Below are 17,119 nucleotides of genomic sequence, written 5' to 3' on the forward strand. Positions count from 1 at the left end.
ATGTTCAGGCCAAGCGGCCGTGGCACTGCTTGTACTTTTTGCCGCTACCGCAGGGGCAAGGGTCGTTGCGACCCACGCGGGGCACTTCGTCGGCCAAAGTCGCTGGGTCCACCTCTTGGCTGACGCTGCCGTCTTCGTTGGGGTGGGTGTAGGTGACGTTTTGGATGGACTCGGCGCGCTGCTCCAGGTCTTGGGCGGCTTGCTCGACTTGCTCTTGGGACTGGATGCGCACCGTCATGAGGATGCGGGTGACTTCCATCTTCACCACGTCCAGCAGTTGCGAGAAGAGGTCGAAAGCTTCGCGCTTGTACTCTTGCTTGGGGTTCTTCTGCGCATAGCCGCGCAGGTGGATGCCCTGGCGCAGGTAGTCCAGCGCGGCCAGGTGCTCGCGCCAATGGCTGTCAATGCTCTGCAGCAGCACCATGCGCATGAAGGGGGTGAACTGTTCCAGGCCCACGATGTCCAGCTTTTGCTGGAAGGCGGCGTCGGCCGCAGCCACGACCTTTTCGAGGATGTCGTCGTCGGTGATGGAGTCGCTGGCTTGCACCAGCTTTTGCAGCTCCATCTCCAGCGTCCACTCTTCGCGCAGCACTTTCTCGAGGGCAGGCAGGTCCCACTGCTCTTCCAGGCTTTCGGCGGGCACGTAGGTGCGCACCACGTCGGTCATGGTGGCACGGCGCAGGTTGGTGATCTGGTCGTTGAGCGACTCCGCGTCGAGGATCTCGTTGCGCTGTTGGTAGATGACCTTGCGCTGGTCGTTACTGACGTCGTCGTATTCCAGCAGTTGCTTGCGCACGTCGAAGTTGCGGGCCTCGACCTTGCGCTGGGCGCTCTCGATGCTGCGGCTGACGATGCCGGCTTCGATGGCTTCGCCCTCGGGCATCTTGAGGCGGTCCATGATGGCGCGCACGCGGTCCCCGGCGAAGATGCGCATCAGCGGGTCTTCCAGGCTCAGGTAGAAGCGGCTTTGGCCGGGGTCGCCCTGGCGGCCGGCACGGCCACGGAGCTGGTTGTCGATACGGCGGCTTTCATGGCGCTCGGTGGCGATGATGCGCAGGCCACCAGCAGCCTTGACCTGCTCGTGCAGGCCTTGCCATTCGCTCTTGAGCTGCTCGATCTTCTGAGCCTTGGTGGCATCGTCCAGGGCTTCATCGGCCAGGATGAATTGTTCCTGTTTTTCAACGTTACCGCCCAGCACGATGTCGGTGCCGCGGCCCGCCATATTGGTGGCGATGGTGATGACACCGGGGCGGCCAGCCTGGGCGATGATCTCGGCTTCCTTGGCGTGCTGCTTGGCGTTGAGCACGTTGTGCGGCAGCTTGGCGTCTGTCAGCAGACGCGAGACGAGCTCGGAGTTCTCAATGCTGGTGGTGCCCACCAGCACGGGCTGGCCGCGCTCGTGCGAGGCGCGGATGTCGTCCACCACGGCGTTGTACTTTTCGCGGGTGGTTTTGTAGACGAGGTCGAGTTCGTCCTTGCGCACCGTGGGCCGGTTGGGCGGGATCACCACGGTTTCCAGGCCATAGATTTCTTGGAACTCATAGGCCTCGGTGTCGGCCGTGCCCGTCATGCCGCCGAGCTTGCCGTAGAGGCGGAAGTAGTTCTGGAAGGTGATGGAGGCGAGGGTCTGGTTCTCGCTTTGGATCTGCACGCCTTCTTTGGCCTCGACGGCCTGGTGCAGGCCATCGGACCAGCGGCGGCCCGTCATCAGGCGGCCGGTGAACTCGTCGACGATGACGACCTCACCTTGTTGCACCACATAGTGCTGGTCGCGGTGGTAGAGGTGGTTGGCCCGCAGCGCGGCATACACATGGTGCATGAGGCTGATGTTGGCCGGGTCGTAGAGGCTGGCGCCTTCGGCCAACAGGCCGGCATCGGAGAGCAGTTGCTCAGCGTGCTCATGGCCGTCTTCGGTGAGGAAGACCTGATGGGTCTTTTCATCCACCGTGAAGTCGCCGGGCTCGATCACGCCCTCACCCGTGCGCGGGTCGGCCTCACCAATCTGCTTCTTGAGCTTGGGCACCACGGCGTTGATGCGCACATAGAGCTCGGTGTGGTCTTCGGCTTGGCCGGAGATGATGAGGGGCGTGCGGGCTTCGTCGATGAGGATGGAGTCCACCTCGTCCACGATGGCATAGGCTTGGCTGCGCTGCACGCGATCAGCCGGCTCCATGACCATGTTGTCGCGCAGATAGTCGAAGCCGAATTCGTTGTTGGTGCCGTAGGTGATGTCGGCCGCATAGGCGGCTTGCTTTTCTTCACGGCTCAGGCCGGGCACGTTGACGCCCACGGTCAGGCCCATGAAGTTGTAGAGGCGGGCCATCCACTCGGCGTCGCGACGCGCCAAGTAATCATTGACCGTCACCACATGCACGCCTTTGCCGGTCAAGGCATTCAGGTAGACGGGCAAAGTGGCCATCAAGGTCTTGCCTTCGCCGGTGCGCATCTCTGCGATCTTGCCGTTATGCAGGGTCATGCCGCCCAGCATCTGCACGTCAAAGTGGCGCATCTTCAAGGTGCGCTTGCCAGCCTCACGCACGGCGGCAAAGGCCTCGGGCAGCAGGGCGTCCAAGGTCTCACCCTTGGCAAACCGGGCTTTGAACTCCTCGGTCTTGCCTTGCAGCGCGGCGTCATCCAAGGCAGAGAACGTGGACTCCAGGCTGTTGATCTTCTCGACCACGCGGCGGTATTGCTTGAGCAGGCGGTCATTGCGACTGCCGAAAATCTGAGTGAGAAGCTTGGGCAACATGCTGCGATGGATGTGTAGTGAGTAGGGCGCCGCCGGGATTCACCCGCCAAGGGTGGACCGCCAACAGATGGGGGCGCCGGGGCGCAACGCAAGGCGCGCGAAACCGCAAATTTTAGCACCCAGGGGGTGGAGCGCCCCGGGCTTGCAGGCTGCAAGCAGGGGGGCCGAGGCCCCCTTCAGCACAGAGAGCCAAGCGGGTGTGGCGTTTGGCGCAGATCTCAGCGCTTGGTGGCGTTGGCCATCGCGGGCGGCGGGCCGCCTGCCAGGAAGCGTGCCGGGTCTTGCGGCACGCCATCAACCAGCACCTCAAAGTGCAGGTGTGGGCCTGTAGAGCGGCCGGTGCTGCCCACCTGGGCCACGGGCTGGCCGCGCTTGATCAGATCACCCGTTTTGACCAAGATGCGAGAGTTGTGGGCGTAGCGCGTGACCAAGCCATTGCCGTGGTCCAGCTCCAGCAAGTTGCCGTACTGCGGGTGATAGTCGGTGGAGAGAACCACGCCACCGGCAGCCGCCAAGATCGGAGTGCCTGGCGGCGCGGCAAAGTCGATGCCCGTGTGCAAGGCCGCGCGGCCCGTGAAGGGGTCACTGCGAAAGCCAAACCCAGAGCCCACGGGCATGTCGATGGGCTTGCTGTTGGGCACCATCAGGGTGCTGAGGCGCTTCTCGAAGAGTCGCGACTCGGCCAAGGTGAACAGGTCGCCCTGCTGGTCTAGCGAGTGCTCCATCTGCGTGATGGTGTCGTTGAGCTGTTCCAGCGTGGGGTGATCCAAGGGCACATAGGGCCCGCCCGAGCCGCCGGGCTTGGCGTCGCGCTGCAAGGCTTTGAGGTCGTCCACCTTGACGCCCGCCAAGCCAGTGACGCGCTCGCCCATGGCTTCGAGCTTGACCATGCGGCCTTGCAAGTCCCCCACGCGGCTGGCCATGGCATCCAGGTTTTCACGCATGAAGCGGTCGCGCTGGGCGAACTCATCCCGCACCACCAGCTTCACCAACTGGCTCACCACCGGCCAGCCTTCGCGGGCGGCGGTGAGGAAGACAAAGTGATAGACCAGACCGGACACCAGCATCAGGCCCACCAGCAAGGCCGTGCAAGCCAGGGCGAGCTGGGCATGGTTGAAATTCAGGACCCGCGTTCGCGCGGTGCTGCCTGAGGTAATGAGAATTTGCATCGTTACACTCCTGCGCATGAACCCCAGCCGCCAAGAACCCAAGACGCGCCCGATCAGTGAGGCCCTCGGGGCCAATGCCACATTGGGCTCGCTGCTGGCGCGGCTGAAAGAGTCTGAAGCGCGACTGACGACGGTGAGGTCCGTGCTGCCAGCGGCACTGCGGCCTCATGTTCGCGCTGGTGTATTGGACGACACCGGCTGGAACTTGCTGGCCCCCAATGGGGCGGTGGCCGCGAAACTCCGCCAATTACTGCCCATGATTGAGCAGGTCTTGTTGGATCAAGGCTGGCAGCCTACTGCAATACGGGTCAAGGTTCAAGCGCACAGGCCCTGAGGGGCTGAGGCTTGAGGGAGATGGTGCCGGCTATCGGATTCGAACTGATGACCTACCGCTTACAAGGCGGTTGCTCTACCAACTGAGCTAAGCCGGCGTTTCTGGGCCCAAGATAGCGTGCGCTGCGGGGCTCAAGAGGGCTGCATTCTAAGCGGGTTTTCAGCGCAACCCGGCGCAGCAGTGTGAAAGAGTTGGGACTACTTGACGCGCTTAAGCGAAGGGCGCCCTGCCGGCGGCGACGGTGGCGCGGGAGGGGTTGGCTCGTCGTCAGCGTCGCTGGCCGTTGGCGCGGCTTCTGCGGGCGGCTCTGTGCCCGCCAAACGCAGGCCAGGCTTTGGTGCCTCTTCTGTGAGCGCAGCCTCTGCGGCTTCGACCGGCATGGGAAAGGCCATCCCTTGCCCGTTCTCACGGGCATAGATGGCCACCACATGGTCGACGGGCACGACGATCTCCCGGGCCACACCCCCAAAGCGCGCTTTGAACTCGATGAACTCATTGCCCAGCTTCATGCCGCTGGTGGCTTCGAAGCCGGCGTTGAGCACGATCTCGTTGTTCTTCACGTACTCCATCGGCACTTGCACACCCGGGCCGACATGCACGGCCAAGTAGGGCGTGAAGCCGTTGTCCGTGCACCAATCATGGAGAGCACGGATGAGGTAAGGCCGGGTGGAGGTGCCCTGGCTGTCGCTGGCGTTGGGAGGTGTCATGGTGCCCGCGTGAACTGCTTACTTGCGCATGACCTTTTCGGACGGGGTCAACGCTTCAATGTAGGCCGGGCGCGAGAAGATGCGCTCCGCGTACTTGAGCAGCGGTGCCGCGTTCTTGGAGAGGTCGATGCCGTAGTAATCCAGGCGCCACAGCAGCGGGGCGATCGCCACGTCGAGCATGGAGAAGTCATCGCCCAGCATGTACTTGTTCTTCAAGAAGATCGGGGCCAGCTGGGTCAGGCGGTCGCGGATCTGTGCGCGGGCCTTTTCAGCTTGCTTGTCGGTGGCTTTGACGCCGCCGCGGCCTTCCAAGATGTTGACGTTGGCGAACAGTTCCTTCTCGAAGTTGAGCAAGAACAGGCGCACGCGCGCACGAGCCACCGGGTCCCCGGGCATGAGCTGCGGGTGCGGGAAGCGCTCGTCGATGTACTCGTTGATGATGTGCGACTCATACAGGATGAGGTCGCGCTCGACGAGGATGGGCACCTCGTTGTACGGGTTCATCAACGCGATGTCTTCAGGCTTCGCGTAGATATCCACGTCGCGGATTTCGAAATCCATGCCCTTTTCGAACAGCACGAAGCGGCAACGGTGCGAGTAAGGGCACGTGGTACCGGAGTAAAGCACCATCATGGTGGTGGGCTCCTAGAGTGAAAGCGAACAGGGTGGACGCCAAAAACACAAAAGCAGTGGGCACCGTAGCACTCACTGCGCGAGCTTTCGGCCGGGCCCTTGTGGGGCCCTGGCCGGTGAGCTTATTTCACGTCTTTCCAGAAGGCAGCATTCAAGCGCCAAGCCAGAACCGTCATCAAGCCCAGGAAGAACAGCACATACACGCCCAGGCGGAAGCGCTGGTTTTGTGCGGGCTCGCCCATCCATTGCAGGAAGGCGACCAAGTCAGCCATGGCGGAGTCGTACTCGGCCGGGGTCATCTGACCCTTGGTTTCGAGTTGGAAGCCCTTGAAGTGATGCACCGTCTTGGTCGCATCGTGCGGGTCCTTGGCGTCTTCATAGACCGCGCGCTGGGTGCCTTGCAGCTCCCACAGCACGTGCGGCATGGCAACGCTCGGGAATGCCGTGTTGTTCCAGCCGGTGGCCTTGGTCTCGTCGCGATAGAACGAGCGCATGTAGGTGTAGAGGTAGTCTGCACCCGTGCCCTGAGCACCCGCGCGTGAACGTGCGATGACGGTCAAGTCCGGCGGCGCAGCACCAAACCACTCCTTGGCTTCGCGGTTGTTCATGGCCACGGTCATGGTCTCACCGACCTTGTCGGCCGCGAACATCAAGTTGCCCTTGATCTGCTCGTCAGTCAGACCCAACTCCTTCATGCGGTTGTAGCGCATGAAGGAGGCCGAGTGGCAATTCAGACAGTAGTTGACGAACAGCTTGGCACCGTTTTGCAGGGCAGCTTGGTCCGTGACACGGTCCTTGGGGAACTTGTCCCAAGGTGCGCCGCCACCTGCAGCCAGCACGGGGCCAGCCGCCAGGGTCAGCGCAGCCAGGCATCCCGCAATGAATTTCTTGATCATGTTGAGGCTCTCCTGAGGCTGGATCAGTGCGGGTGGAAGGTCACACGGTCTGGCACGGGCTTGAATTGGCCCATCTTGCTCCACCACGGCATCAGCAAGAAGAAACCGATGTAGAACAGGGTGCCGATCTGAGAGATCAAGGTGCCCATGAAGGAAGGCGGCTGAATGCCCAGGTAACCCAGGATCAAGAAGAAGGCCACGAACACGCCGTACACGTACTTGTGCTCCGTCGGGCGGTAGCGGATCGACTTGACCGGGCTGTGGTCCAGCCACGGCAAGAAGAACAGGATCACGACCGTGCCGCCCATCACGACCACGCCCCAGAACTTGGCGTCAAAACCTGCCAACACGGGGTTAGAAACGCTCATGCCCATCCAGCCAGCCACCACTGCAGGCACGCCGAACAGGAAAAACAGCAGGCCCATCAGCCCCCAGTAAGCGGTCTTCACCACGGCAGGCAGCCGCGACGGCCGCACCACGATGAAGCCCACCACCACGAAGAACAGCCAGAAGACCGGCATGAAGGCCGAGGTTGTGGCACGCAGCATGGAGTAGAACGGGGTGAAGTACCAGACCGGCGCAATGTGCGCTGGCGTCTTCAGGGGGTCAGCCGGGATGAAGTTGTTGTACTCGAGGAAGTAACCGCCCAGCTCCGGCGCGAAGAAGATCACCGCGCAGAACGCCATCAGGAAGCCACTGACACCCAGGATGTCGTGAACGGTGTAGTAGGGATGGAAGGGAATGCCATCCAGGGGGCGACCTTGGGCATCCTTCTTGGCCTTGATTTCCACACCGTCAGGGTTGTTGGAACCCACTTCGTGCAAGGCGATGATGTGCGCCACCACCAGCCCCAAGAGGATCAGGGGCACGGCAATCACGTGGAAGCTGAAGAAGCGGTTCAGGGTGGCGTCACCGACCACGAAGTCGCCACGGATCAGCAGAGCCAATTCCTCGCCCACAAAGGGCACGGCCGCGAACAGGTTCACGATCACCTGTGCACCCCAGTAGGACATCTGACCCCAAGGCAGCAGATAGCCCATGAAGGCTTCAGCCATCAGGCAAAGGAAGATAGCGCAGCCGAAGATCCAGACCAGTTCACGCGGCTTGCGGTACGAACCGTACAGCAGACCCCGGAACATGTGCAGATACACCACCACAAAGAAGGCGGAGGCGCCCGTGGAGTGCATGTAGCGGATCAACCAACCCCAGGGCACATCGCGCATGATGTACTCGACCGAGGCGAAGGCCACGGGCACGCCCGAGGCGTTCAGCGACGCATCGGGTTTGTAGTGCATGACCAAGAAGATGCCGGTGACGATTTGGATCACCAGCACCAACAGGGCCAGCGAGCCAAAGAAGTACCAGAAGTTGAAGTTCTTGGGCGCGTAGTACTCGGAGAGATGCTCCTTGTACATCTTGGACGCTGGGAAGCGGTTATCCACCCAGGTCAAGAGCTTTTCACCTACCGAGGCGTCGGCGGGCGCAACTTTGAATTCAGCCATTGAATTGCCTTTCGTGTGTCCGTGACGCCGCTTTAGGCCTTCTTGTCCTCACCGATCAGCAGCTTGGCGTCGGAGAGGTACATATGGGGCGGAACTTCGAGGTTGTCCGGCGCGGGAACGTTCTTGAACACCCGGCCAGCCATGTCGAAGGTCGAACCGTGGCAGGGGCACAGGAAGCCACCGGCCCAGTCATTGGGCAACGAAGGCTGTGCGCCGGTCTGGAACTTGTCCGACGGCGAGCAGCCCAAGTGCGAGCAAATACCCACGGCCACAAAGAACTCTTCTTTGATGGAGCGGTGGGTGTTCTTGGCGTAATCCGGCGTCGGATAGGCCTTGCGTTCAGAGTTGGGATCAGCCAACTGCGGGTCGAGCTTCTTCAGGGCTGCGACCTGCTCGGGTGTGCGACGCACCACCCACACCGGCTTGCCGCGCCACTCCACGGTGAGCTTCTCGCCGGGTTTGATGGCGCTGATATCGACCTCAACGGCCGCTCCAGCAGCTTTAGCACGCTCTGAGGGTGCGAAAGTGCTGACAAAGGGCACGGCCGTGGCCACACCGCCAACGGCACCAGCGCAGCCTGTGGCAATCAGCCAGGTGCGCTTGCCTTGATCCACCGCGTTATCACTCATGTGAGTCCTTCTTGGAGCTTGAGGAATGGTCGTCTGGGTCGTCGGCTCAACACTCGACACTTTTCCGACTTTGTTCTCGGGCAATCCGGCATTTTAGCGGACAAGCTACAGGCTCCCGGCACTTCGCACGCAGATCAGGCCCGAATCGGCGTAAATACCTTTGACACAGCCCCTGTATTCGCCATACTCCCCCCGGCAGTGACTTCAGGGAAAGTCACATCGTCTCAACAACTTAGAGGAGTTTTTCATGGGATTTGCAACTGAATTCAAAGAGTTTGCGATGAAGGGCAATGTCGTCGACCTGGCCGTCGGCGTCATCATCGGCGGCGCCTTCGGCAAAATCGTCGACTCCATCGTCTCGGACTTGATCATGCCGTTTGTGGGCGTGATCTTTGGCGGCCTGGATTTCTCCAACAAGTTCATCCCCTTAGCTGGGCAAACTGCCACGACTTTGGTCGAGGCCAAGAAGGCCGGCGCAGTGTTTGCCTACGGCAGCTTCATCACCGTGGCATTGAACTTCATCATCCTGGCCTTCATCATCTTCGTGATGGTCAAACAGATCAACCGCCTGAAGAAGGCCGAGGCGCCCGCGCCTGAGGCCGCGCCCGTGACGCCGGAAGATGTGGTGCTGCTGCGCGAGATCCGCGACGCCTTGAAGAACCGCTGATACCTGTGGCCGGGCCTGGGCGCCCAGCCCGAGCGCTCAATGGCCCGGTGCTTGCCCCGTCAAGCGCCGGGCCATTTGCATCGCGGCCACCAAGCTGGATGCATCCGCCACGCCTCGGCCCGCAATGTCAAAGGCCGTGCCATGGTCGGGGCTGGTGCGCACCAGCGGCAAGCCCAGGGTCACGTTGACGCCCTGCTCTACCCCCAGGTATTTCACCGGGATCAAGCCGTGGTCGTGGGTCATGGCCAGCACAAAGTCGAACTCGCCTGGGTGGCCCGGTGCGTGGCGCGCCCGCATGAACACGGTGTCTGGCGCGAAAGGCCCGGTCACATTCATCCCCATTGCTCTGGCTTGAGCAATAGCCGGGCTGATGATGTGAATCTCCTCATCGCCAAAAAGGCCGCCCTCCCCCGCGTGGGGGTTGAGGCCTGCTACAGCAATGCGCGGCGCGGCGATGCCGAAACGCAGTGCCGCCTCATGGGTGATGCGCAAAGTCTCGACGATGCCGGCGACATCCAGCATCTCAATCGCTCGGCGCAAAGAAACGTGGATGGTGACCAACACCACACGCAGCTCGTCGTTGGCCAGCATCATGCGCACGGGCGGCAGCGGTGCGCCGGGCGGCACACACAAGGCCTGCAGCATTTCAGTGTGGCCTGGAAAGTTCACCCCGGCCGCTGATAAGGCTTCCTTGTGGATGGGAGCCGTGACGATGCCTGCGCCCTCGCCCGCCCGCACAGCCGCCACTGCAGCCTCGATGCAGCAAGCCGCCGCCGCACCCGCTTCAGCGCGCACTTGCCCCCAAGGCAGGTCGGCCAGATTCGCCGCCAATGTAGGCGGCTCCCAAACCCGCAGGGCACTGCCGCCCACTGCCTGCGCTTGCGCCAAGCTGGGCCATGATTCGCACGGCACGAGATCCCCTCCCAGGGCGTGCTTCACCACCTGTGCTGCACGCGCCATCACCGACTTGCAGCCGATCACGACCGCATCGCCAAGCGCTCCCTGCAGGTGAGCCTTGAGGATGATTTCCGGGCCAATACCACAGGCGTCGCCCATGGTGACAAGCAAGGGACGTGCGGGCGTAGCGGAGGCAAGGGACATGAGCGTGGTCTTCAGGCGGGGTTGGGGAGGTCAATGAACTCGTGCTGTAGTCCAAAGTGTTGGGCCAGATGAGCGCCCAGGGCCGGAGCGCCATGTCGCTCTGAGGCATGGTGGCCGCAGGCAAGAAATGCCACGCCAGTTTCTCGGGCCAAATGGGCTTGCGGCTCAGAGACTTCACCAGTCAAGAATGCGTCTGCACCGGCAGCGATTGCCGCCTCAAAGTAGCCTTGGGCACCGCCGCTGCACCAAGCAATGCGACGCAGGGCTCGGCCATCGCCGGGCAACACCAGCACGTCGCGCTGGGCCACCGCCTGGGCTTGCTGGGTCAAGGCCTGCAAGGTGGTGAGGGTGCCGGCTTCACCCACGAAACCCAAGGCTTGCTCGCCAAAGCGGCCGTCAGCGCAGAGGCCCAGGGCGGCGCCCCACTGGGCATTGTTGCCCCACTCAGCATGCGCATCCAAGGGCAGGTGATAAGCGAAGAGGTTGATGTCATGCGCCATCAAGCGCGCCACGCGCGCCTTGAGCCAGCCCGTCAGGCGGCCGTCTTGCCCCCGCCAAAACAGGCCATGGTGCACCAGCACCGCATCCGCCTGGGCCGCCACAGCAGCCTCAATCAAGCCCAGGCTGGCCGTGACCCCAGAGACCACTTTGCGAATCTCCGGGCGACCCTCCACCTGCAAGCCATTCGGCCCATAATCCTTGAACTTTTCCACCTCCAGCACCTGCCGCAGATAGCGGTCCATCTCGTCGCGTGCCACCATGGGGGTTGTGCTCCTTTGAAAACAGCAATGTGCAGAATCTGGTTGGTATTCTCTCAGGCGGTCACCGTGGCGGTGGCCATCCTCTTCGTGCTGATGACCTTCAAGCCGCAATGGCTAGAGCAGCCTCAGCGCTGGATGCCGCCCGGCGTAACCATGGGCCAGCCCACCGCGCCCGTGCTCCAGGTGGCGCAAGCAGCCTCCGGAGTCACCGCCACGCAGCCCTTGAGCGCCGCAGCCCAGCGCGCCGCCCCCGCCGTGGTGAGTGTGACCACCAGCAAACACGCGCGCTCTGTGGTGCGCGGTGACCCCTGGTTTCACTATTTCTTTGGCCAAAGGGGCGGGCAACAGGCCCCGGATGCGCCGGAGGGCCTGGGCTCAGGGGTGATCGTCAGTGCAGATGGCTATTTGCTCACCAACAACCATGTGGTGGAGGGCGCGGACGGCATCACGGTGCGCCTGTCGGACGGCCGCGAGGTCAACGCCACCTTGGTGGGTGCCGACCCCGAGACGGATGTGGCGGTGCTCAAGATCAATGCGGACCGACTGCCCGTCATCACCTTGGGCTCGCTGAGCCAGTTGCATGTGGGCGATGCGGTGCTGGCCATTGGCAACCCGTTCAATGTGGGCCAAACCGTCACCTCAGGCATCGTCAGCGCCCTGGGCCGCAGTGGCTTGGGCCTGTCGACCTTTGAGAACTTCATCCAAACCGATGCCGCCATCAACCCTGGCAATTCGGGAGGCGCATTGGTCGATGCCGCTGGCAACTTGGTGGGCATCAACACCGCCATTTATTCGCGCAGCGGCGGCAGCCTGGGTATCGGCTTTGCCATTCCTGTGGACTTGGCGCGGCAAGTCATGGACAGCCTGATCAAAGACGGCCAAGTGACCCGAGGCTGGATGGGCGTGCAGCCCCGCGAGTTGGACCCAGACTTTGTGCAGAGCTTCAAGCTGCCAATCTCCGAGGGCGTGCTGATCACCGGGGTGCTGCAAGACGGCCCAGCCAGCCAAGCGGGGCTCAAGCCGGGCGATGTGGTGGTGCGCATCCAAGGACAGCCCGTGCGCAGCGTGTCGGAGTTGCTGAGTACTGTCGCTGCCATCACGCCGGGCACTGAAGCCTTGATCGCCGTTCAGCGAGGTGAACAGGCCCTCGAAATCAAGGTCACCATCGCCAAGCGCCCCAAGACGCAACAGCGCCGCCGCAATGGCGGAGGCGGCGAGTAACTCGGCGCCTCGGGCCATGAAAAAGGGGCTGCGCACGCAGCCCCTTTTCAGGATCCTTCCGTATCACTGCGCCTCAGCGTCCTCAGGCGCTCGCGTGTGCTTGTTGAACAAGCCTGCAGCGATGATGCCGACTTCATAGAGGATGCACATAGGAATGGCCAGCGCCAATTGCGACACCACATCGGGCGGCGTAATGATGGCTGCGATGATGAAGGCGAGCACGATGAAGTAGCCTCGGAACTCCTTGAGCTTCTCGATGCTGACGATGCCCATGCGAGACAGCACCACCACCACCACGGGCACTTCAAAGGCCGCGCCGAAGGCGATGAACATGGAGATGGCAAAGCCAAGGTAAGCCTCGATGTCGGGGGCGGCCGTCACGCTCTCAGCGGTAAAGCCCTGAATGAACGCGAAGACCTTGCCAAAGACAAAGAAATAGCAAAACGCCACGCCGCTGTAGAACAGCACCGTGCTGGAGACCACCAAGGGCAACACCAAACGCCGCTCATGCGAGTAGAGGCCGGGCGCGATGAAACCCCAGGCTTGGTAGAGCACCACGGGCAAGGCGATCATGAAGGCGGCAATCATCGTGACCTTCAGCGGCACCATGAAGGGCGACAGAACACCTGTCGCGATCAGCTTGGCACTGCCAGTCAATGAAGCCACCAAGGGTGCGGCCAGCAGGTCGGTCAACACCGGCTTGCCCACCCAGCCCCATTGCCAAGCAGACAGGGCTGCGAACACCACAGCCACCGCAATCAAGGCCTTGACCAAACGGTCACGCAACTCAATCAGGTGAGAGACAAAAGGGGCTTCGGTGCCTTCGAGTTCGTCAGGCTTGTGGTCACTCATCGGGGGCTTCCAGGCCGCGCAGGCCGGAAGCGCGCCACTCGGGCCGCCCCCGACTGCACGTGGGTTCGCACGCCTTGCCGCTGTTTGAACCAACGCGGCGTGGCGCTGCGCTTGACGCGCCAATTCTTCTTGGGATGCTGGTAGGTGGGCGGGGCCGGTGTCCAGTAGTCAGTGCCCGAGTTGGCACCGTCGCTGCTGAGCCCGGCGGTCGCTTCACTCCAGCTTTGCTCAAAGCTGCTGCTGGCCTCGTTGACCTCACGGTGAACGGTTTGCTCGACATCCCGCGCCGCCGTCTCGAACTGGGACTTCATTTTCTGAAGTTCCTCCAGCTCAATGGACCGATTCACCTCGGCCTTGACATCCGAGACATAGCGCTGCGCCTTGCCAATGAAAAAGCCCACCGTCCGTGCCACGCGCGGCAGCTTTTCAGGGCCAATCACAATCAGTGCCACCGCACCGATCAGCGCCAATTTGTCAAAGCCAAAATCAATCATGCAAGGCAGGTGGCAAAAAGCCTAAAGACCTGGGGCAAGACAGGCTCGCACCAAGTCGGAATCCGGCCATTGAGCCGATCAAGACTTTGTCTTGGCGTCGACGTCAACGGTGTTGGCGTCAGCCGCTTTGTTGGCGGTGACTTGCTGTGCAGGGGCCTCAGGGGCGCCTTCGGTGCCGCCCTTGACGCCGTCTTTGAAGCCCTTGACCGCCTGACCGAGGTCAGAGCCGACGTTTTTCAGCTTCTTGGTGCCAAAAATCAGCACCACGACGACCAACACGATCAGCCAATGCCAAATGCTGAACGAACCCATAGTAGATCTCCAATCTAGGAAACAGTCGATTCTAGTCGGCCAGTGTTCGTGGCCCGGTGTTTGGCCTCAAATGCCCTGTGCCTCAACCCCGGCTCCAAGGCCGTGGGCCGCCCATGACGTGCATGTGCAAGTGCATCACCTCTTGGTGCCCATCATGCCCGGTATTGATGACTTGCCTAAAGCCATTGCTCACACCCAATTGAGTCATCAAGGTGGGCACCAAAGTCATCATGCGGCCCAGCACCGCAGCCTCAGCGGCGGTGACCTCAGCCATGGACACGATGTGCTGCTTGGGAATCAGCAGGATGTGCACCGGCGCCCAAGGGGCGATGTCGTGGAAGGCGAGGATGTCCTCGTCTTCGTAGACCTTTTTGGCCGGAATTTGGCCGGCAATGATCTTGCAGAAAATGCAGTTCGGGTCAGCGTGGCTCATGGTGGTGAGGCTTTGGTGTCAGGTGGGCATGGCGCGGCGGTCATTCAGGGCCAACCAGCCCCGCACGACGCGATAGAGGAACCACAGTGAAACGATGAACCAGGCCACCATGCCGGGCACGACCAACAGCAAGAAGAGCGGCGAGGTGATGACGTAGAGGCCAAAAGCCCACAGCACGCTGCGGATGCGCCAAGCGAAATGGCTTTCTTGCCAGGTGCCACGGGCGTCGTCTTTCTTGAACAGGTCGATGAAGAAAGCCACGATCAACAGCAGCACGCTGGGCTGAAAGCCCGGCACCACGGCCCCCACCGCCACGATGCCGTGCAGCAAGTAGCTGATCATGCCGATGGTGCGCAAGGACGACTCGCGCTCGGGGCTCAACACCACCTGGGGGGCTTCATCCATGCTCAAGCTCCTTCGCTCTCACGTTGCTGGGCTTTGCGGGCCGCAAACTCTTCCAGGCCTGACAGGCCCTCGCGGCGCTCCAACTCGGCCAAGACCTCGGCCGGGCTCAAGCCGAAGTGGGCCAAGGCCACCAGGCTGTGAAACCACAGGTCGGCCACCTCGTAGACGATTTTGGTTTTGTCGCCATCTTTGGCGGCCATCACCGTCTCGCAGGCTTCTTCACCCACCTTTTTCAGAATGGCGTCCGTGCCCTTGTGGAACAGGCGCGCCACATAGCTTTTGTCAGGGTCGCCGCCACGGCGGCTTTCGATCACGGCCGCCAAGCGTTCCAGGGTGTCGTTGGAGTTCATGGCCACCTTATTTGTAGATGGAGGCCGGGTCTTTCAAGACCGGGTCCACAGATTTCCATTCACCGTCTTCCAAGCGCTCATAAAAGCAGCTGTGACGGCCAGTGTGGCAGGCAATGCCGGGCTCATGCCCCAATTGGGTGATTTTGAGCAGCACCACGTCTTGATCGCAGTCGAGACGGATTTCATGCACCTGCTGCACATGGCCGGATTCTTCGCCCTTGGCCCAGAGCTTGTTGCGCGAGCGGCTCCAGTACACCGCCTGCATGCGCTCGGCCGTCAGCGCCAGCGCCTCGCGGTTCATCCATGCAAACATCAGCACATCGCCTGTTGACGCTTCTTGCGCGATCGCGGGCACCAGGCCCTCTTTGTCCCAACGGACTTTGTCCAACCAATTCATGGCGAAAGTGTAGCCGTCTGGGATGTGCGGGCTTGTGACAGGTCTTCAATCGCGATGCGTGGGCCCGACAAAGCTGCGCTCTGCCGCGAACCACTGCAAGACAGGAATGGTGCCGGGCAGCACCGGGTGGCTGACCACAGGCAGGGTCTCCCAGGCCATGCTTTGGCGCTCGCGCATTTCAAACTCACCGGTCCAGTCAAAGACCTTGTGGAAATGCAGACGCACGCGGGCGTGGGGATAGTCCATCACCAATTGCTGCCAAGGGTGGCTCTGGCCAATGGTGATGCCCAGCTCTTCTTGCAGCTCCCGGCGCAGCGCTTGGTGCACGGTTTCACCGGCCTCCAGCTTGCCGCCCGGAAACTCCCAATAGCCGGCGTAGACCTTGCCCTCAGGGCGAGAGGTCAACAGAAAGGCCGCCTCTTGCCCTGAGGCATCACGCTGCACCAAGACGCCGACCGCCACCTCAACCGGCACGCGGTCACCCGGCTGTGCCGGGCCCGTCACAATGGACGCGCTCATGCGGCGGCCCCTTGGGCCAAAGCCCTGCGCCCCGCCCAATCGCGTGCAAACTGGCCGGCAACCCGGCCGGAGCGCGAGCCGCGCTCCAGCGCAAAGATCAGCGCCTCAGGCCGCGCGGCCTCGATATCAGCCGGCGCCACACCCAGGTGACGCAACCATTGAGCCACGATGGCCAGGTACTCGTCTTGGCTGAAGGGGTAGAAGCTGATCCACAAGCCAAAGCGCTCCGACAGCGAGATCTTTTCTTCGACCGCCTCGCCAGGGTGCAACTCACCGTCGTCGGTGTAGCTCGCACCGAGGTTGTCCTTCATCTTCTCGGGCAGCAAGTGGCGGCGGTTGCTGGTGGCATAGATCAGCACGTTGTCACTGCTGGCCGCCACCGTGCCGTCCAGCATGGACTTCAGCGCCTTGTAGCCCGCTTCGCCTTCTTCAAAGCTGAGGTCATCGCAGAAGATGATGAAGCGCTCGGGGCGATCAGCCACCAACTCGGCGATATCAGGCAGGTCGGTCAACTCAGCCTTGTCGACCTCGATCAAGCGCAAGCCCTGGGCGGCAAACTCATTCAGGCACGCCTTGATCAAAGAGCTTTTGCCCGTGCCCCGTGCGCCGGTGAGCAGCACATTGTTGGCCGGCGAGCCCGCGACAAACTGCGCGGTGTTGCGCAACAGGCGGTCGCGCTGGCCGTCAATCTCTTTGAGGTCAGACAGGCGAATCCCCGCCACATGCTTGACGGGCTCCAACACCGCCAAGCCTTGACGGCGCCGATAGCGAAAGGCCACTGAAGCGGACCAGTCGGGCGCGCTCAAGGGTTTGGGCAAGAGGCCTTCCAGGCGAGACAACACGGCCTCGGCGCGGAACAGCAAAGCGTTCAAGGCCTCGGCACTCAGGGCCGACGCAGAAGGGGAAACGACAGGCTCAGTCATAGGCCCAGAGTTTAGGGCCTGCCCAGCAGGCGCCTGCGGTTTGCAGCGCCGGCTGCGAGCCCTTG

The 17,119-nt window shown here is 62.2% G+C and carries 21 protein-coding genes and 1 tRNA gene; 3 read left to right on the forward strand and 19 right to left on the reverse strand.

The features are described 5' to 3' along the window. Nucleotides 1–4: 4 nt before the first annotated feature. Both secA and KAK11_RS13025 read right to left on the reverse strand, forming a co-directional pair. Nucleotides 5–2,749, reverse strand: a complete 2,745-nt coding sequence (gene secA / locus KAK11_RS13020) for a preprotein translocase subunit SecA (protein WP_210809563.1) — start codon at nucleotides 2,747–2,749, stop codon at nucleotides 5–7. Nucleotides 2,750–2,967: 218 nt separating this feature from the next. Beyond that, the gene (locus KAK11_RS13025; RefSeq protein WP_210809564.1) at nucleotides 2,968–3,918 is read right to left on the reverse strand and encodes a M23 family metallopeptidase; all 951 of its coding nucleotides are present in this window, start codon (nucleotides 3,916–3,918) and stop codon (nucleotides 2,968–2,970) included. Nucleotides 3,919–3,934: 16 nt separating this feature from the next. Here KAK11_RS13025 and KAK11_RS13030 point away from each other — a divergent pair, with 16 nt between their 5' ends. Next, nucleotides 3,935–4,252: a hypothetical protein gene (locus KAK11_RS13030; RefSeq protein ID WP_210809565.1), complete on the forward strand. Its 318-nt coding sequence runs from the start codon at nucleotides 3,935–3,937 to the stop codon at nucleotides 4,250–4,252. A gap of 21 nt (nucleotides 4,253–4,273) precedes the next feature. Here the strand turns inward: KAK11_RS13030 and KAK11_RS13035 are convergent. The 6 genes from KAK11_RS13035 to petA all read right to left on the reverse strand — a co-directional run bounded on the left by KAK11_RS13035 (nucleotide 4,274) and on the right by petA (nucleotide 8,619). Then, nucleotides 4,274–4,349 (reverse strand) — tRNA-Thr (locus KAK11_RS13035). A gap of 100 nt (nucleotides 4,350–4,449) precedes the next feature. After that, nucleotides 4,450–4,959 carry a ClpXP protease specificity-enhancing factor gene (locus tag KAK11_RS13040; RefSeq protein ID WP_210809566.1) on the reverse strand — a complete coding sequence of 170 codons (510 nt, stop codon included), beginning with the start codon at nucleotides 4,957–4,959 and terminating at the stop codon, nucleotides 4,450–4,452. Between the two features lie 18 nt (nucleotides 4,960–4,977). Further along, nucleotides 4,978–5,592, reverse strand: coding sequence for a glutathione S-transferase N-terminal domain-containing protein (locus tag KAK11_RS13045; protein ID WP_210809567.1), 615 nt, complete (start codon nucleotides 5,590–5,592; stop codon nucleotides 4,978–4,980). Nucleotides 5,593–5,714: 122 nt separating this feature from the next. Further along, nucleotides 5,715–6,485 carry a cytochrome c1 gene (locus KAK11_RS13050; RefSeq protein ID WP_210809639.1) on the reverse strand — a complete coding sequence of 257 codons (771 nt, stop codon included), beginning with the start codon at nucleotides 6,483–6,485 and terminating at the stop codon, nucleotides 5,715–5,717. Nucleotides 6,486–6,511: 26 nt separating this feature from the next. Beyond that, nucleotides 6,512–7,990 carry a cytochrome b gene (locus KAK11_RS13055; protein ID WP_210809568.1) on the reverse strand — a complete coding sequence of 493 codons (1,479 nt, stop codon included), beginning with the start codon at nucleotides 7,988–7,990 and terminating at the stop codon, nucleotides 6,512–6,514. A 32-nt stretch (nucleotides 7,991–8,022) separates the two neighbouring features. Beyond that, on the reverse strand, nucleotides 8,023–8,619 hold the full coding sequence (petA, locus tag KAK11_RS13060) for a ubiquinol-cytochrome c reductase iron-sulfur subunit (protein WP_210809569.1): 597 nt from the start codon (nucleotides 8,617–8,619) through the stop codon (nucleotides 8,023–8,025). Between the two features lie 247 nt (nucleotides 8,620–8,866). Between petA and mscL the strand changes: the two genes are divergently transcribed. Then, the gene (mscL, locus tag KAK11_RS13065; RefSeq protein ID WP_210809570.1) at nucleotides 8,867–9,286 is read left to right on the forward strand and encodes a large conductance mechanosensitive channel protein MscL; all 420 of its coding nucleotides are present in this window, start codon (nucleotides 8,867–8,869) and stop codon (nucleotides 9,284–9,286) included. Nucleotides 9,287–9,322: 36 nt separating this feature from the next. Here the strand turns inward: mscL and pdxA are convergent, their stop codons facing one another. Both pdxA and KAK11_RS13075 read right to left on the reverse strand, forming a co-directional pair. After that, complete coding sequence (pdxA, locus tag KAK11_RS13070) at nucleotides 9,323–10,387, reverse strand: 4-hydroxythreonine-4-phosphate dehydrogenase PdxA (protein ID WP_210809571.1); 1,065 nt, start codon at nucleotides 10,385–10,387, stop codon at nucleotides 9,323–9,325. Nucleotides 10,388–10,398: 11 nt separating this feature from the next. Then, nucleotides 10,399–11,148 carry a Nif3-like dinuclear metal center hexameric protein gene (locus KAK11_RS13075; RefSeq protein ID WP_210809573.1) on the reverse strand — a complete coding sequence of 250 codons (750 nt, stop codon included), beginning with the start codon at nucleotides 11,146–11,148 and terminating at the stop codon, nucleotides 10,399–10,401. A 27-nt stretch (nucleotides 11,149–11,175) separates the two neighbouring features. Here KAK11_RS13075 and KAK11_RS13080 point away from each other — a divergent pair, with 27 nt between their 5' ends. Beyond that, on the forward strand, nucleotides 11,176–12,369 hold the full coding sequence (locus KAK11_RS13080) for a S1C family serine protease (protein WP_210809574.1): 1,194 nt from the start codon (nucleotides 11,176–11,178) through the stop codon (nucleotides 12,367–12,369). Nucleotides 12,370–12,432: 63 nt separating this feature from the next. Here the strand turns inward: KAK11_RS13080 and tatC are convergent, their stop codons facing one another. The 9 genes from tatC to KAK11_RS13125 form a co-directional block, all read right to left on the reverse strand. After that, nucleotides 12,433–13,221, reverse strand: a complete 789-nt coding sequence (gene tatC, locus KAK11_RS13085) for a twin-arginine translocase subunit TatC (protein ID WP_210809575.1) — start codon at nucleotides 13,219–13,221, stop codon at nucleotides 12,433–12,435. Beyond that, nucleotides 13,218–13,715, reverse strand: a complete 498-nt coding sequence (tatB, locus tag KAK11_RS13090) for a Sec-independent protein translocase protein TatB (protein ID WP_210809576.1) — start codon at nucleotides 13,713–13,715, stop codon at nucleotides 13,218–13,220. The genes tatC and tatB overlap by 4 nt, the downstream gene beginning before the upstream one ends. Nucleotides 13,716–13,793: 78 nt before the next feature. Continuing rightward, nucleotides 13,794–14,027, reverse strand: coding sequence for a Sec-independent protein translocase subunit TatA (gene tatA / locus KAK11_RS13095; RefSeq protein WP_210809577.1), 234 nt, complete (start codon nucleotides 14,025–14,027; stop codon nucleotides 13,794–13,796). A gap of 82 nt (nucleotides 14,028–14,109) precedes the next feature. Next, nucleotides 14,110–14,460, reverse strand: coding sequence for a histidine triad nucleotide-binding protein (locus KAK11_RS13100; RefSeq protein ID WP_210809578.1), 351 nt, complete (start codon nucleotides 14,458–14,460; stop codon nucleotides 14,110–14,112). Between the two features lie 18 nt (nucleotides 14,461–14,478). Beyond that, complete coding sequence (locus KAK11_RS13105) at nucleotides 14,479–14,865, reverse strand: DUF4870 family protein (protein ID WP_210809579.1); 387 nt, start codon at nucleotides 14,863–14,865, stop codon at nucleotides 14,479–14,481. A gap of 2 nt (nucleotides 14,866–14,867) precedes the next feature. Beyond that, entirely contained in the window at nucleotides 14,868–15,215 is a 348-nt protein-coding gene (locus KAK11_RS13110; protein WP_210809580.1) for a phosphoribosyl-ATP diphosphatase, read from the reverse strand. Between the two features lie 7 nt (nucleotides 15,216–15,222). After that, a complete protein-coding gene (gene hisI / locus KAK11_RS13115; RefSeq protein ID WP_210809581.1) occupies nucleotides 15,223–15,612 on the reverse strand; it encodes a phosphoribosyl-AMP cyclohydrolase in 390 nt (129 codons plus the stop codon). A gap of 45 nt (nucleotides 15,613–15,657) precedes the next feature. After that, nucleotides 15,658–16,131, reverse strand: a complete 474-nt coding sequence (locus KAK11_RS13120; protein WP_210809582.1) for an NUDIX domain-containing protein — start codon at nucleotides 16,129–16,131, stop codon at nucleotides 15,658–15,660. After that, nucleotides 16,128–17,054 carry an ATP-binding protein gene (locus KAK11_RS13125; protein ID WP_210809583.1) on the reverse strand — a complete coding sequence of 309 codons (927 nt, stop codon included), beginning with the start codon at nucleotides 17,052–17,054 and terminating at the stop codon, nucleotides 16,128–16,130. Before KAK11_RS13125 ends, KAK11_RS13120 begins: the two co-directional genes overlap by 4 nt. Nucleotides 17,055–17,119: the final 65 nt, after the last annotated feature.

The organism is Ideonella paludis, assembly GCF_018069865.1.
GTDB lineage: Bacteria > Pseudomonadota > Gammaproteobacteria > Burkholderiales > Burkholderiaceae_C > Ideonella > Ideonella paludis.